At 68.0% G+C, this 15,296-nt stretch carries 16 protein-coding genes; 10 read left to right on the top strand and 6 right to left on the bottom strand.

Annotation, left to right across the window (positions count from 1 at the left end; genetic code table 11):
- Positions 1-61 precede the first annotated feature (61 nt).
- The 6 genes from BM360_RS16135 (at position 62) to BM360_RS16160 (ending at position 5,924) form a co-directional block, all read left to right on the top strand.
- Positions 62-835 carry a helix-turn-helix transcriptional regulator gene (locus tag BM360_RS16135; protein ID WP_242653536.1) on the top strand — a complete coding sequence of 258 codons (774 nt, stop codon included), beginning with the start codon at positions 62-64 and terminating at the stop codon, positions 833-835.
- A gap of 92 nt (positions 836-927) precedes the next feature.
- Entirely contained in the window at positions 928-1,332 is a 405-nt protein-coding gene (locus tag BM360_RS16140) for a Zn-ribbon domain-containing OB-fold protein (protein ID WP_242653537.1), read from the top strand.
- Positions 1,329-2,477, top strand: a complete 1,149-nt coding sequence (locus BM360_RS16145) for a thiolase family protein (RefSeq protein ID WP_093316163.1) — start codon at positions 1,329-1,331, stop codon at positions 2,475-2,477. The genes BM360_RS16140 and BM360_RS16145 overlap by 4 nt, the downstream gene beginning before the upstream one ends.
- A gap of 9 nt (positions 2,478-2,486) precedes the next feature.
- The gene (locus BM360_RS16150; protein ID WP_093316164.1) at positions 2,487-3,458 is read left to right on the top strand and encodes a thiamine pyrophosphate-dependent dehydrogenase E1 component subunit alpha; all 972 of its coding nucleotides are present in this window, start codon (positions 2,487-2,489) and stop codon (positions 3,456-3,458) included.
- Between the two features lie 16 nt (positions 3,459-3,474).
- Entirely contained in the window at positions 3,475-4,485 is a 1,011-nt protein-coding gene (locus BM360_RS16155) for an alpha-ketoacid dehydrogenase subunit beta (protein WP_093316165.1), read from the top strand.
- A complete protein-coding gene (locus BM360_RS16160; protein ID WP_093316166.1) occupies positions 4,485-5,924 on the top strand; it encodes a dihydrolipoamide acetyltransferase family protein in 1,440 nt (479 codons plus the stop codon). Before BM360_RS16155 ends, BM360_RS16160 begins: the two co-directional genes overlap by 1 nt.
- Positions 5,925-5,939: 15 nt before the next feature.
- Here the strand turns inward: BM360_RS16160 and BM360_RS16165 are convergent, their stop codons facing one another.
- From BM360_RS16165 to BM360_RS16175, 3 genes are all read right to left on the bottom strand, one after another.
- Entirely contained in the window at positions 5,940-6,344 is a 405-nt protein-coding gene (locus tag BM360_RS16165; protein WP_093316167.1) for a nuclear transport factor 2 family protein, read from the bottom strand.
- A gap of 10 nt (positions 6,345-6,354) precedes the next feature.
- On the bottom strand, positions 6,355-6,768 hold the full coding sequence (locus BM360_RS16170; protein WP_093316168.1) for a nuclear transport factor 2 family protein: 414 nt from the start codon (positions 6,766-6,768) through the stop codon (positions 6,355-6,357).
- A gap of 76 nt (positions 6,769-6,844) precedes the next feature.
- Entirely contained in the window at positions 6,845-7,207 is a 363-nt protein-coding gene (locus tag BM360_RS16175) for a Rieske (2Fe-2S) protein (protein WP_242653538.1), read from the bottom strand.
- Between the two features lie 130 nt (positions 7,208-7,337).
- On the opposite strand from BM360_RS16175, the gene BM360_RS16180 reads away from it, so the two are divergent.
- Positions 7,338-8,021, top strand: a complete 684-nt coding sequence (locus BM360_RS16180; RefSeq protein WP_093316169.1) for an SDR family oxidoreductase — start codon at positions 7,338-7,340, stop codon at positions 8,019-8,021.
- 26 nt (positions 8,022-8,047) lie between these two features.
- On the opposite strand, the gene BM360_RS16185 is transcribed toward BM360_RS16180, so the two are convergent.
- Positions 8,048-9,139, bottom strand: coding sequence for an acyl-CoA dehydrogenase family protein (locus BM360_RS16185; RefSeq protein WP_093316170.1), 1,092 nt, complete (start codon positions 9,137-9,139; stop codon positions 8,048-8,050).
- A gap of 171 nt (positions 9,140-9,310) precedes the next feature.
- On the opposite strand from BM360_RS16185, the gene BM360_RS16190 reads away from it, so the two are divergent.
- Complete coding sequence (locus BM360_RS16190) at positions 9,311-10,519, top strand: acyl-CoA dehydrogenase family protein (RefSeq protein WP_093316171.1); 1,209 nt, start codon at positions 9,311-9,313, stop codon at positions 10,517-10,519.
- Positions 10,520-10,549: 30 nt separating this feature from the next.
- On the opposite strand, the gene BM360_RS16195 is transcribed toward BM360_RS16190, so the two are convergent.
- A complete protein-coding gene (locus tag BM360_RS16195; RefSeq protein WP_093316172.1) occupies positions 10,550-11,719 on the bottom strand; it encodes an aromatic ring-hydroxylating oxygenase subunit alpha in 1,170 nt (389 codons plus the stop codon).
- A gap of 113 nt (positions 11,720-11,832) precedes the next feature.
- On the opposite strand from BM360_RS16195, the gene BM360_RS16200 reads away from it, so the two are divergent.
- Together BM360_RS16200 and BM360_RS16205 are read left to right on the top strand one after the other, a co-directional pair.
- Positions 11,833-13,470, top strand: coding sequence for an AMP-binding protein (locus BM360_RS16200; RefSeq protein ID WP_093316173.1), 1,638 nt, complete (start codon positions 11,833-11,835; stop codon positions 13,468-13,470).
- A 6-nt stretch (positions 13,471-13,476) separates the two neighbouring features.
- Positions 13,477-14,235, top strand: coding sequence for an SDR family NAD(P)-dependent oxidoreductase (locus BM360_RS16205; protein ID WP_093316174.1), 759 nt, complete (start codon positions 13,477-13,479; stop codon positions 14,233-14,235).
- A 35-nt stretch (positions 14,236-14,270) separates the two neighbouring features.
- On the opposite strand, the gene BM360_RS16210 is transcribed toward BM360_RS16205, so the two are convergent.
- Positions 14,271-15,284, bottom strand: a complete 1,014-nt coding sequence (locus BM360_RS16210; RefSeq protein ID WP_093316175.1) for an NADP-dependent oxidoreductase — start codon at positions 15,282-15,284, stop codon at positions 14,271-14,273.
- Between the last annotated feature and the right edge of the window lie 12 nt (positions 15,285-15,296).

The following is a 15,296-nucleotide window of genomic DNA, read 5'->3' on the forward strand; positions in this document are numbered from 1 at the left end:
AAAGGATAGGTTTTCCGTCCGAGAGGAAGCTCGACAGCTGATCCAGAAGAGGACGGGGCGGGTGCTGACAGTAGAGAATATCGATCGCGTGCGCATCACCGATGCAGCCAGCGTGCGACGCGCGGCGGAAGCTTTTCGCGAAATCGTTGAACAACTTGGCGATTTCAGGATCGCCGCGTCCCGGAACATCGCGGTCAAGGAGCCGATGGTCGATGCGTCCGGCGCTATCCTTGCCTGCGACGTGTTCGGCTGGACCGACGACGAGAATGATCGCTGGTGGCACACGGCCCGCCTCGCGCTCGATTCGCCGCTGACGGGCGCCTGCCGCTATACCAGCGAGCCATTCTGGGCGAACGCGACGGGCGTCTTTTCGAAGCAGACGAACGCCTTCCTGCACAAGATAGACCTGACCAATTTCGAGGCGCGCGCGCTGGCGCGGGCGGCAATCGTGGTGCCCGTGCACCTGCCCTTCGGTCAGGTCGGCGCGGTCAGCTTCACCTCGCGCGATCGCAGCCGTGACGATCTGTCGGCGGAGTTCGCGGCGCTGGGCGACGAACTCGGCGTGTACGCGCGGACCTTCGTGTCCACCTACGTGCCGGTGATGTGCAAGGCGGAGCGGCTGCCCGCCGGATCGCGCCTGTCCAAGCGGGAAGTGGAGTGTCTGCGGTGGGCGGCGATCGGCAAGACCGATCACGAGATCAGCACCATCATCGAGCGCAGCCGCGCGACGGTGCGCTTCCACATCCACAATGCCTCGATCAAGCTGGACGCGGTGAACCGCAGCCAGACCGTCTTCAAGGCAGCCCAGCTGGGCTATATCGGCCTGAACAGCTGAGCTGCCGACGCGGCGCTCCTAGCCAATTGTAGAGTCACGCCGGTCCGCGATTTGCGGCTTAGGTAGGCTCAACAAGAGGGAGGGAGCGCCACGTGAACACACGGCCGATTGCCGCTGGCATCCTGACCGACGAACAGCCGCCGCACCTGATCGGCGGTCGCGACCGCGAGACGGGACGGATCGTCTTTCCGATGCCCGTCGGCACGGAGGGCGAAGCGTTCGAGCCGGTGCCCCTGGCGCGGAGCGGGACGATCTGGTCCTGGACGGTGCAGCGCTTTCCGCCGAAATCACCGCCTTATGCCGGGCCCGAGCCGTTCGAGCCCTATGCCGTCGGCTATGTCGAGCTTCCCGGCGAGGTGATCGTCGAGAGCCGGCTGACCGGCTTCACCTTCGATCAGCTGGATTGCGGCCTGCCCGTGCAGCTCACCACCGTGCCGTTCGGCACCGCGGCCGATGGGGCCGCACTCCACACCTACGCTTTCGGACCCGCGGCATGAGCAAGGCCTGCATCGTCGGCATCGGCATCCACCCGTTCGGCCGCACTGACGGCATGACCGGGCTCGACATGGGCGCGGCGGCCGTCCGCTCGGCGCTGGCCGATGCGGGCGTCCGCTGGGGCGACGTGCAGTTCGCCTATGGCGGATCGGATTCCGCCGGCAATGCCGACACGATGGTGTCGCGCCTCGGCCTGACCGGCGTGCAGTTCATCAACGTCAAAAACGGCTGCGCCACCGGCGGCTCCGCGCTGTTCGGCGCGGCGAGCATGATCGGTGCTGGTGAATATGACCTCGGCATCGCGGTCGGCTTCGACAAGCATCCGCGCGGCGCCTTCGATCCAAAGCCGGCCGAGTGGGGCCTGCCCGACTGGTATGGCGAAACCGGGCTGATGCTGACGACGCAATTCTTCGCGATGAAGATCCAGCGCTATATGCGCCAGTTCGGCATCTCGCCCGAAACGCTCGGGCGCGTGGCGGAGAAGAGCTTCCGCAACGGCGCGCGCGCGGACCATGCCTGGCGGCGCACGCCGGTCGACCTCGAGACCATCATGCATTCGCAGATGGTGAGCGATCCCCTGACCAAATACATGTTCTGCTCGCCCGCTGAGGGAGCGGTGGCGCTCGTCCTCGCATCCGAGAAGCGGGCGACGGCGATGGGCGGGCCGATCATCCGGCTGGAGGCGGCGGCGATGCGCACGCGCCCACCGGCTTCGTTCGAGGTGTTCGCGCCTTCGGTCGATATCGGCGGCGGCACGGCGACGGCGACGCGGCTGGCCAGCGCGGCGGCGTTCGAGGCGGCGGGGATCGACCCCGGCGACGTCGATGTCGCGCAACTGCAGGATACCGAAGCCGGTGCCGAGATCATGCACATGGCCGAGAACGGCTTCTGCGCGGACGGCGAGCAGGAGCAGTGGCTGGCCGAAGGCCGCACGGAGCTGAACGGCGCGCTGCCGGTCAACACGGATGGCGGCTGCATCGCCTGCGGCGAGCCGATCGGCGCGTCGGGCCTGCGCCAGGTCTATGAGAATGTGGTGCAGCTCCGCGGGGCGGGCGGGGCCCGCCAGGTGCCGGGCGATCCCAAGGTCGGCTACACCCATGTCTACGGCGCGCCGGGCATCTCCGCCGTCACCATCCTGTCACGCTGAGGATCGACCATGCAGTTGAGCCGAGACGAATTGCTGGGCGCCTATCGCCGCATGGCGACGATCCGCGCTTTCGAGGAGCGCCTGCACGACGAGATCGCCAAGGGCGAGATTGCCGGCTTCACCCACCTCTATGCCGGACAGGAGGCCGCGGCGGTGGGCGTGTGCGACCATCTGTCCGACGATGACTTCATCGTCTCCACCCATCGTGGCCATGGCCATTGTCTCGCCAAGGGCGTCGACGTGAAGGGGATGATGGCGGAGATCTACGGCCGCGCGACCGGCACCTGCAAGGGCAAGGGCGGATCGATGCACATCGCCGACGTGCACAAGGGCATGCTCGGCGCGAACGGTATCGTCGGCGCGGGCGCGCCGCAGGCGCTGGGTGCGGCACTGGCGGCCAAGGCGAACGGCCGCGGCCAGGTCGGCCTGTCCTTCTCCGGCGACGGCGCGTGCAACCAGGGCACGACGTTCGAAGCGATGAACATGGCGGTGGTGACCAAGGCACCCGTCATCTTCGTCTTCGAGAACAATCATTATTCCGAGCATACCGGCCCCGCCTATGCCACCGCCACGGTGACCGACATCGCCGGCCGCGCCGAGGCGTTCGGGATCAAGGCGTGGCGCGCGAACGGCTGCGATTACTTCGACACGTTCGAGACGATGCGCGAGGTGCTCGATTACGTGCGCGCCGGCAACGGCCCGGCTGCGGTGGAGCTGGATACCGAGCGCTTCTTCGGCCATTTCGAGGGCGATCCGCAGCGCTATCGCGGCCCCGGCGAGGTCGACCGCATCCGCGCCGAGCGGGATTGCCTGCAAGCCTTCCGCCAGCGCGTGACCGAGGCGAGCCTGCTCGACCATGGCGATCTCGATGCCGTCGACGCGGAGGTGCTCCGCTTGATCGACGAGGCGGTCGACGAGGCGCGCGCCGCTCCCGTGCCGACGCCCGAGATGGTGCTCGAAGACGTCTACATCTCCTACTGATCGGAACCGTTAGCCCATGGCCCAGATGATGATCCGCGAAGTGATCGTGGACACGATCCGCTCCGAGATGCGCCGTGACCCGGACGTGATGATGCTGGGCGAGGATATCGTCGGCGGCATGGGCACGGCAGGCGGTCCCGAGGCGATCGGGGGCATCTGGAGCACCTCCACCGGCCTGTGGGAAGAGTTCGGATCGAACCGCATCATCGACACGCCCATTTCGGAGAGCGCAATCATCGGATCGGCGGCGGGCGCGGCACTGGCGGGCAAGCGGCCGATCGCAGAGCTGATGTTCGCCGATTTCGTCGGCGTCTGCATGGACCAGATCTGGAACCAGATCGCCAAGTTCCGCTACATGTTCGGCGGCAAATCACGCTGTCCGGTGGTGATCCGACTGATCTACGGCGCGGGCTTCAACGCGGCGCCGCAGCACAGCCAGGCGGTCTATTCGATGATGACCTCGATGCCCGGCGTGAAGGTGGTGATGCCGACCACGCCGGCCGACACCAAGGGCCTGCTAACCCAGGCGATCCGCGACGATGATCCCGTGCTCTTCTTCGAGCACAAGGCGCTCTACGGCGTGAAGGGCGAAGTGCCCGACGGGGATTATACCATTCCCTTCGGCCATGCCCGGCAGGTGCGCGCAGGCGAGCATGTCACCATCGTCGCGATGGGCATGATGGTCGGCCTGGCCGAGCGCGCCGCCGACCTGCTGGCCAAGGACGGCATCGGCTGCGACGTGATAGACATCCGCACGACGAGCCCGCTCGATGAGGAGGCGATCCTCGATTCGGTGGAGCTGACCGGGCGGCTGGTGGTGGTGGACGAAAGCCCGCCCCGCTGCTCGGTCGCCGCGGACATCTGCGCGATGGTCGCACGCCGCGCCTTCGCGGCGCTGAAGGCACCGCCGGAGATGGTGACGCCGCCGCACACGCCCGTGCCCTTCGCGCGCGAGCTGGAGAGCGCCTATCTGCCCTCCCCCCCCAAGATCATGGACGCGGTGCGCACCGTGCTGGCGTACCGCTGATGGCCGCGCTGAAGCCATTCGCGATGCCAAAATGGGGCATCGAGATGACCGAGGGCACCATCGCCGAATGGCTGGTGGCGGAAGGCGAGCCGTTCGAGCGTGGCAAGGTGCTGACCGCGATCGAGACGGACAAGATCACCAACGAGGTGGAGGCCGAGGCGCCCGGCCAGTTCGCCCGCATCGTCGCGACGCCGGGGCAGACCTACCCGGTTGGCGCGCTGCTGGCGGTGCTGGCGGACGGACCTGCAACGGATGCCGAGATCGAGGCCTTCCTGTCGACCTTCAAGGCGGCCGACGCGCTCGGCTCCGCCGGACGCGACACGGCGCCGCCAGTGCCGCCGGAGCCGGCCCCTGCGGCAGCTCCGGCCGCGACGACCATCCCGGACGACGTGAAGATCAGCCCGGCCGCGCGACGACTGGCGGAGGATCGCGGGATCGATGTTGGCGCGATCGCCGGCAGCGGCAAGGGTGGGCGGATCAGCCTGCAGGATGTCGACCAGGCGGGCCGCCCGCCGGCGGCCGGCTATGGCGGCGCGCCCGTCTCGATCGCGGTCGAGGACGGGGATATCGAGACCGTCTATGCCTCCCCGCTCGCCAAGCGGCTGGCGCGGCAGCACGGCATCAACCTGTCCGGCATGCCCGGCAGCGGCCCGCGTGGGCGCATCTGCAAGGCGGACGTGCTGGCAAAGCTGCCGCCCGCCGCGGCACCGGCGCCCGCGCCCACCATGTCTCAGGCGCCTGCGGCCATGCGGCCGGCGGCCGAGATCGTGCCGATGGACAAGATCCGCCGCATCGTCGCCCGCCGGCTGACCGAAGCCAAGCAGGCCATCCCGCATTTCTACGTGCGGATGGAGGCACGCGCCGATGCGCTGGTGGCGCTGCGTGCGCAGGCCAACCTGTTCCTCGGCGCCAGGATCTCGATCAACGACTTCATCGTCCGGGCAGCCGCCCTGGCGCTGGTCGAGGAGCCGGAGTGCAATGTGCAGGTGCACGGCGACACAATCCACCGCTTCGCCTATGCGGACGTGGCGGTCGCCATCGCCAGCGACAAGGGGCTTGTCACGCCCATCGTGCGCAATGCCGAGGCGCTGCTGCCGCAGGAGATTGGCGAGCGCACCAAGGTGCTGATCGCCCGTGCGGCGGCGGGGCGGCTGAGCCATGAGGACATGGACGGCGGCAGCTTCACCGTATCGAACCTCGGCATGTTCGGGGTCGACGGGTTCGATGCGATCATCAATCCGCCGCAGGGCGCCATTCTGGCGGTGGGCGGCAGCCGCCGCGTCTTTGCCGAGCAGGCGGACGGATCGGGTGCGTTCGAGAGCCGTATCGCCTTCACCCTGTCGTGCGATCACCGCGCGATCGATGGCGCGGCGGGTGCGCGGTATCTGGCGGCGCTCAAGCGGTTGATCGAGGCGCCCGAGGCGCTGTTCCGTCGGTGACGAGCGCGGCGGGGCTCAGCCCCGCCCCGCCGCCACGGCGCGGTGGACCAGCGCCGGATCGAAATAATAGGGCTTGATCTCGGCCACCTTGCCGTCACGGAAACGGGTCGCCTCCGCCAGCGGGATGCGGAACTCGCCCGCCTCGTCGCGCGCCAGCATCTCGACCAGCACGATCACCCAGTCGCCGCCCGCAGTCATCTGCACGTGGTCGAGCCCGGCGACGGGCATCATGCCCATAACCTTCTCGAACAGCTGCCGAAGTCCGTTACGACCGGCATAGACCCCCTCGAACGGCAGACCGGGCGCCTCGGTGGCGAAGAAGTCGTCGCACAGCATGTCGCGCACTGCCGGCCAGTCGCCCGCGGCGCACAGTGCATAGAGCTTGCGCGTTTCCTCGAGATTGCGCTCTTCGATGCTCATCAGCGTTCTCTCAACCCTGACGGTGGATGTTGCGGAAGCTGCGGCTCTTGAACAGCCAGCGACCGTCGATTTTGATGCAGACATCCTCGTAGACGCCCCGGTCGCGCTTGGTCGCGCCGCCCTGATCATAGACCTCCGAGGTGTAGGAGCGCACCCGCGCCGTATCGCCGTCCACCTCGATCGAGCCGGGATTGGCGACGAACACGATGCCGGGATAATGCGACATCGCATCCTTCCACGTCGCGACGATCGCGTCGCGGCCCTGCTTCTCGCCCCACTCCGGATAGTCGGGCAACGCCCAGCTGGCATCCTCCGCCCATGTCGCGCCCCACGCATCCGCATCGTTGCGGACGACGGCATCGGCATAGGCATCGATCAGTTCGCGGATCGCGAGGCGATCTTCGACAGGCCCGGTGAACGGCATTTCCCTCTCCTTTTCGGCTGGCCTCAGGCCTAGACGCATCCGGCGCCCGGCGAAGCTGGCCAAAAGGCGGGCGGGCTCAGGTCCGTGGGCGGACGGGCAGATGCTCCGGCCCCGGTGCTTCGTCCGGCACGGCGACCTCGATCCCGCCTGCCCCGTCTTCCCGCACCTCGAACACCATCAGCGACGGGTACGAGCCGCCCAGACACCGCCCGCTCGCCAGCTCGAAGCGGGCGCCGTGCAACGGGCACATCACGGCACCGCGCCGGATGCGGCCGGTCGACAGTTCCGAAGCTGCGTGCGTGCAGCGATCGATCGTCGCGTGCAGCCGGCCCTCGACCCGCGCGAGCAGCACGGGCCAGCCCGCCACCACGACGCCGAGCGAGCCGCCCTCTGCCACTTGGTCCGCGCCAGCCGCACGGTGAAACGTCGATGCCATCATATCTGCCTCTCGAGGGCGGGTGCTTGTGCGCCCGCCGAAACCGCTGCAATCCCCCAAAATGACTAGGTGCGGCAAGCCGTCGATCGGCAGAACGCCTGCGGCGCCAGAGACTGGACGAGGAGCTTCAGCCATGTCGACCATCGTTATCACGGGTGCCAATCGCGGCGTCGGGCTCGCGCTGACGCGCGCATATGCCGAAGCGGGGGATCAGGTGCACGCGCTCTGCCGGGATCCGGACGGTGCGGCCGCGTTGCATGAGCTTGGCCGGGCGACCGGGCGGGTGACGGTCGGCCGGATCGACATCGCCGACAAGGCCTCGATCGATGCAGCGGCGGCGGCGGTCAGCGGACCGGTGGACATTCTCATCAACAATGCCGGCATCCTGGCAGGCGAGGACCAGTCGCTGGACGGCGTCGACCTCGATGTCTGGATGGAGGCGTTCCGCGTCATGGCGATCGGCCCCTTCCTCGTCAGCCGCGCCTTTCTGCCGCAGCTGGAGCAGGCAGGCGGACGGATCGCCTTCCTGTCGAGCCAGCTCGCCGCGTCGACCTGGCCCTATGGCGGCCATTATGCCTATTCCAGCGCGAAGGCGGCAGGCAATCGCGTCGCGCAGATCCTTGCCATCGACCTGAAGGACAAGGGCATTAGCACCGTCGTGCTGCATCCCGGCTATGTCCAGACGGACATGGGCGGGCCGACCGCGGACATCACCGCGGAGGAGAGCGCCGCGGGGATCGTCCAGGTCATCGCCAACGTCACGCCGCAGACGAGCGGCCGATTCATGAAGTGGACTGGCGAGCCCCACCCGCTCTAGCAGGCGGGGCCGCGCGGACAGCCCGGCTACGCCACCAGCTGGCTATAACCTGAAAGCTCGCTCTGCGGATCGCCGAACAGGTTGGCGAGCAGCAGGATGCGCTTGTGGCCGTGGCCGATGGCCAGTTCATCGCTCACGCCCATGCCGCCATGGAACTGGATGCATTCCTCGCCGAGCTTCAGCGCATTCTCGCTGATGAAGGCCTTGGCGCCCGCCACCGCGGCGCGGCGCATCGGATCGGCGGGAGCCAGCATGGCGCGGTAGAGGTGCGAGCGTGACTGCTCCATGCGCACGTAGAGCTGCGCCATGCGGTGCTGGATCGCCTGGAACCCGCCGATCGGCTGGCCGAATTGCCGGCGCGTGCGCACATGATCGAGCGTGGTCGCCAGCAGCAGCTCCATGATGCCGACCATCTCGGCGCAGCTCGCGATCCGCGCCTCGTCGAACACCGTCTCCAAAGCGGCCAATGCATCGCCGGGAAGCCGCTCGGCCTCCGCACCGTGCATGTACAGCTCGCAGGCGACGCTGCCGTCCGTCAGGCGATAGTCGCGGCGCTCAAGCCCTGCGGCATCCGCCCGGACAAGCCAGAGCACGATCTCGCCGGCGCTGCCGCCCTCGCGCGCACTGACGAGGTAGGCGTCGACACTCGCCCCGGCGAGCACGAACGTCTTGGTGCCATGCAGCAGTCCAACACGCGTCTCGCAGGCGACCGACGCGGGATTGTAGCGGCTGCGCGGCTCCGCATGAGCCAGCGCCAGCCGCGCCTCGCCCGCAATGATGCGGCCGATCCACGCATCCCGCTGCGCATCGCTGCCGGCCTGCTCCAGCAACCGGCCAGCAAGCATGAGGTCGCTCAGCCAGGGCTCGATGCAGAGGCCGCGACCGAGCTGCTCCGCCACCGTCGCGATCTCGACCGCGCCCCCGCCAAGGCCGTCATTCTCCTCCGCGAAGGGCAAAGCCAGAAGGCCGAGTTCGGCGAGCATCGTCCAGTTGTCCCGCGCGAAGCCGGCGGGATCCCGCCGGTCAGCCGTCCGCCGTTCGGCGCCGGATCGGTCGCTGGCGAAACGGGCCACGAGATCGCGCAGCATCGTCTGCTGCTCGTCCAGATCGAAATTCACGTTGCGCCTCGTGTCGCCAAGCCAGTGCGCCCCCGCCCCCTGCCGGAGCGACGACCCGAGCGACCATAAGAAGCCGTGCGCTGCCACCTACTCGGCTTTCGGCTAGGTGCGCGCTCAGCCTATCGTTTCTGGCAGCGACCTTCGCAGGGTCGCCGGTGTTACACGATCGTCATGGATTTTCAGCTCTCTCCTGCAGAACTCGCCTTCAGGGACGAGGTGCGGGCGTTCCTCGACGAGCGCCTGCCCGATCACCTGCGCGCAGGCGCCACCGCCACGCCGACCGTCTTCGCCGAGCCCGACCTCGGGCGCGAATGGCAGCGCATTCTGCACGAGCAGGGCTGGCTCGGTTATCATTGGCCTGTCGAGCATGGCGGCACCGGCTGGAGCCCGGTGCAGCGCTACATCTTCGAGAAGGAATGCGCGCTCGCCTCCGCGCCGGGCCTGCCGGTGCTCGGCCTCAAGCTGCTGGCGCCTGTGCTGTGGACGTTCGGCACGCCCGAGCAGAAGGCGCATTACCTGCCTCGCATCCTGACGGCGGAGGATTATTGGTGCCAGGGCTTCTCCGAGCCCGGGGCGGGATCGGATCTCGCCAGCCTGAAGACGAGCGCGCGGCGCGAGGGTGACCGCTACATCGTCAACGGCAGCAAGATCTGGACGACGCACGCCCACTTTGCGGACCATCTGTTCTGCCTGGTGCGCACGGACGCAGCGGTGAAGCCGCAGGCGGGCATCAGCTTCCTGCTGATCGACATGAACCAGCCCGGCATCACCGTCCGGCCGATCATCGGCCTGGCCGGCGATCATGAGGTGAACGAGGTGTTCCTCGACGAGGTGGAGGTGCCTGTCTCCGATCTCGTCGGCCGGGAAGGCGACGGCTGGACGATTGCCAAGTTCCTGCTGGAGAATGAGCGCGGCGGATCCTGCTTCGCACCCGAGCTGCTCGCCGTGCTGAGCCGGCTGCGCCAGGACGCGGCGCAGGAGCCGGACGGCTATGGCGATGCGCTGATCCAAGATGCGTCGTTCGCGCAGGATCTGGCACGGCTGGAGCTGTCGGCGCAGGCGCTGGAGATGACCGAGCTGCGCATCCTCGCCGAAGTGGCGCAGGGGCGGAAGCCGGGGCCGCAGACGTCGCTGATCAAGCTTGTCGCCTCGTCGCTGCGGCAGGACGTGGATGCGCTGGCGATGCGGACCTACGGCCACGCCGGGCTTCAGCTCTCCACCCGCCGCCCGCTCTACGGCAACGACAGTGACGAGCCGATCGGCAGCAAGGCCGCGCAGATCGCCGCGCCCGCTTACCTCAACAGCCGCGCCTGGACGATTTTCGGCGGCAGCAACGAGGTACAGATGAACATCATCGCCAAGACGGTGCTGGGCCTCTAGCCCGCACCGCCTCTGGCGCTGGGCCGCGGATCAGATCCGCGGTGCCGGGCCCTGCTTGCCGTTCATGTACCATTGCAGGGTTTCGTGGAAGAACTGGTTGCCGCGCTCGTTCCGGCCCAGCACGATGCTGTCATGCGCCTGCGCCTTGAGGCCCTTCTGCAGCTCGAGGCCGATCAGATAGTCCTCCTTGTAGGTCACGTCGCGCAGGAACTCGATCATGGCCTCCAGCTGCGCGCGATCCTCGTCGTCGCGCGGCGCCTCGCGGCGAATGTAGGTCAGCACCGTGCGGTTCTCCTCGGGCGTCGGCCCGGGGAAGAGCTGCGCAATCTGCGCAATTTCAGGCGCGAGAAAGGCGGAAACGTTGGGGAACAGGATGCGGACGAAGTCGAACCCCTTGTTTTCCCGTGCCGACCACTCGCCGCGCGGCACATCCTTCAGGTCACCGATCGACACCTGCGGAAAGCCGATGCGGATGTGCGGGCCGAAGCTCTCATAATGGGTGACGTTGGACGGCGTCCGCGGATGGATCGTCGTCGGGTGCAGCGAGGCGAAGTGATAGCCTTCGAGATAGCCGTCGAACGCGATCTTCCAGTTGGCCCCTTGGATCTCGCGGCTGCCGAGATAGGTCCAGTTCTTCAGGTCCGCCGCCTCGAAATCGTCGAGCATGCCCTGAAAATAGCCGTCAACGTCGATCGGCGCGCCGGGCGTCAGCACGACGAAGATCATGCCCGCACGCTCCTCGCACGGCAGCGCGCGGAGCGGGCGCGTGCTCTTGTCGAGGTCGCCAAACTTGGCGCGATCGGACACCGCCAGCAGCTTGCCGTCGAGCCCGAACGTCCAGCTATGATATTTGCAGGTGAAGCGCGCACAATTGCCGTGGCCGTCATTCGCTACCGGCGCGCCGCGGTGCGAACAGACGTTGAGAAAGGCGTGCGCCACGCCGGCCTTGTCGCGCGTGATGAGGATCGGCAGGCCGAGTGCGTCCATCACCTTGTAGTCGCCGGGCTTCGGCAGCTCGCAGGTCAGCGCCAGCATCAGCGGCACCTGCTTGAAGACGGTGTCGATCTCGCGCTGCCAGATGGCGCGGTCGAAATAGGCGTCGGTCGGCACCGTGGTGATGCGGTCCGACTGGAAGGTTCGGTCATTCTCGACATAGTCGAGCAGGATCTCGGCAACGTCGCCGATGTCGTGGCGGTCCATGATCGTCCTCGTGCGCGCAAGGGAGCGGTGGATAGCACCAGAGCGGCCGGGCGCCCGCAAGCTGTCGCGAATGACAGGTGGTCGGCGGCGCCTGCCATCCTATGCACATGAGGATGGGGAGAGATGCTGAGCCGCCGCGACCGGCGCCGTGGACCTGGCTGGTTCCGCCCGCGGCGCATCACCGCCGCTATGCCGATGGCGACGCCTGGCTCGGCCGTACGGTCGGCATGCTGGCGCGCGACTGGGCCGAGCGGCTGCCCGATGCGGACATCTTCCTCGGCGATCCCGCGGGCACGACCTATGCCAGCCTCGCCGCCGATGCGGAGGCCCTCGCCGCCGGGCTGCACGCCATCGGCCTGCGCGCGGGCGACGTGGTCGCGTTCCAGATGCCGAACTGGATCGAGGCGGCGATCGTCAACGTGGCGGCGGCACTGGGCGGCTTCGTCGTCAACCCGATCGTCAGCATCTACCGCGACGCCGAGGTGCGGCAGATGCTGGCCGATTGCGGCGCGCGCATCTTCTTCCACGCCGAGCAGTATCGCGGATACGACTTTGCCGCGATGGTGGAGCGGATCCGGCCGGATCTGCCGGCGCTCGATCACGCGATCCCCGTTCGCGCAGGCAGCGCCTTCGCCGATCTGATCGCCGCGGGGCGCGGTCAGGCACATCGATTACCCTCAGTCGATCCGCGCAGCGTCAAGATGGTGCTCTACACATCGGGCACGACCGGGCGCCCCAAGGGCGTGCTGCACAGCCACGACACGCTCGCCCGCGCGGTGCTGGCCTGCGCACGGCATTGGCGGATCGAGGCCGGTGACGCCATCCTGATGCCCTCCCCCGTCACGCACGTATCGGGCTATTCGAACGGGCTGGAGCTGCCGTTCCTGGTCGGCACGCGCACCGTGCTCATGGAGAGCTGGGACGCGACCGCCGCGCTTGCCCTGATCGAGCAGCATGAGGTGCGCGGCACGGTGGCGGCGACGCCGTTCCTGACCGAGCTTGCCACCCGCGTGGCGGAGGCGGGCACCGCGCTGCCGTCGCTCCGCTTCTTCGCCTGCGGCGGCGCGGCGGTGCCGCCCGAAGTGGTACAGCGCGCCAACGCGCAATTCGGCCGCACCGTGGCGTTCCGCGTCTTCGGCTCGTCGGAGGTGCCGCTCGTTACGCTCGGCTTCCCGCACGATGCCGCGCGCGCCGCACAGACTGACGGCGCGGTGATCGACTATGACGTGCGCGTGCTGGACGACCAGGGCGTGCCGCTGCCGCCCGGTGCGGAGGGCGAGATCGTGGCACGTGGCGCCGCCATGTTCATGGGCTATGCCGACGAGGCGCAGACGGCCGAGGCGGTCGATGCGGACGGCTTCTTCCACACGGGCGACATCGGCACGGTCGCGGCGGATGGCACGCTCTGCATCACCGGCCGCAAGAAGGACCTGATCATCCGCGGCGGCGAGAACATTTCCGCCAAGGAGATCGAGGACGTCCTCCATCGCCATCCCGCCGTCGCCGACATCGCCGTCGTCGCCATGCCGCATCCGCGGCTGGGCGAGGGCGTGTGCGCCTTCGTCGTCCCGCGTGGCGAGGCGCCGACCTTCGCGGAGGTTGCCGCCTTCGTCGCGCAGAGCGGGCTTGCCCCGCAGAAGCGACCCGAGCGCATCGAGATCGTCGACGATCTGCCGCGCACCGCATCGGGCAAGGTCCGCAAGGACGTGCTCCGCCGAACCATTGCAGAACTCGTGAACGGCCAGGGATAGAAAGACATGGATCTTGGACTAAAGGGCTTGAAGGTCATCCTGACGGGCGGCAGCCGCGGCATCGGACGGCGGGCGCTGGAGCTTTTCGCGGAAGAGGGCTGCGACGTCGCCTTCTTCTCCCGCAATGCCGATCAGGTGGCGGAGACGAAGGCCGCCCTGGAAAAGTTCGGCGGCAAGGTCGTCGGCTCGACGTTCGACCTGAACGATGCCGACAACTATCAGGCCTGGCTGACCGACGCCGCCGAGCAGCTGGGCGGCTGCGACATCTTCGTGCCGGGTGCCAGCGCCAGCGGCAGCCAGGCGACCGGCGACTGGGATACGTGCTTCAAGTTCGACATGCTGGGCACGGTGCGGGGCTGCGAGGCGCTGGAGCCCTATCTCGAGAAGTCGGCGCACGGGTCGGTGATCGTGATGAGCTCCACCGCCGGCGTGGAGACGTTCCTCGTGCCGCAGGCGTTCAACGCGGTGAAGGGCGCGCTGCTCGTCTATGCCGGCCAGCTGAGCCAGGCGTGGGGGCCGAAGGGCATCCGCGTCAACGCCGTCTCGCCGGGGCCTGTGAGCTTTCCAGGCGGCAATTGGGAGGCGATCAAGGCCGGCGCGCCCGAGCTGTACGACGCGCAGCAGCCGCTATTCGCGCTCGGCCGCATCGGTCAGGTGGACGATGTCGCCAAGACGATCGTGTTCCTCGCGAGCCCTGCATCCGGTTACACCACGGGCACCAACGTGGTGATCGACGGCGGCTATACCAAGCGCATCCAGTTCTGATCGGCGGCGGGGGGCGGACTGCCCCCCGCTTGCCCTCACTCCGCGATTTTCAGGATCATCTTGCCCTGGTTCGTGCCCTCGAACAGGCGCAGGAAGGCGGGCAGCGCATTCTCGATCCCCTCGTCGATATGCTCGTCCATGCGGAGCTTGCCCGCGCGCACCCACTCGGCCAGCTGCGGCACAGCCTCGCCGAAACGGTGGACATAGTGGGTAAGGATGAAGCCCTCCATCCGCGCGCCCTGCACGATCAGCTGCCAGACGTTGTAGGTGGGCTTGGGCGCCGTGTTATACTGGCTGATCAGGCCGCACAGCACGACACGGCCCCGCGGGTTGAGGGCCAGCAGCGCCGCATCGAGGATCTCGCCGCCGACATTCTCGAAGTGGACGTCGACGCCGTTCGGCGCCGCTTCACGGATCGCCTGAGCCAGATCGTCACCGGATTTGCCGCGATAGTCGATCGCCGCGTCATAGCCATAGTCGGAGATCAGGCGCGCGCACTTCTCCGCCCCGCCGGCGATGCCGATCGTGCGGCAGCCCTTCAGCTTGGCGATCTGCCCGACCAGCGAGCCGACTGCGCCAGCCGCACCGGAAACTAGCACCGTCTCGCCCGCCTTGGGCTGGCCGACCTCGAGCAGCGCGAAATAAGCGGTGAGGCCGATCGCACCGATGGACGACAGGTAGTTGGTGATCTTCGGGACCGCCGTCTCGTCCACCAGCCGGGTGAAGCCGCCTCCCTGGCCGAGCGAATATTCCTCGATGCCGTTCAGGCCCGAGGCCCACGCCCCCACCGGAAAGTCGGGGTTACGCGATTCAGCGATGCGGCCGATGGTCGATGCGCGCACCGGATCGCCGAGCGAGATCGGCGGCAGGTAGGACGGCCGGTCGTCCATCCAGCCGCGCATCGCCGGATCGAGCGAGACATAATGGTTGCGCAGCAGGAACTGGCCCTCCTCCAGCGCGGGCGTCTCGCTCGTCTCCAGCTGAAAATCTTCCGGGACAGGCGTGCCGTGGGGGCGGCGGATGAGCAGGAAGCGGCGGTTCGTCGGCATGATGTCTCCGAT

This window comes from Sphingomonas jatrophae (assembly GCF_900113315.1).
Taxonomy (GTDB): domain Bacteria; phylum Pseudomonadota; class Alphaproteobacteria; order Sphingomonadales; family Sphingomonadaceae; genus Sphingomonas_P; species Sphingomonas_P jatrophae.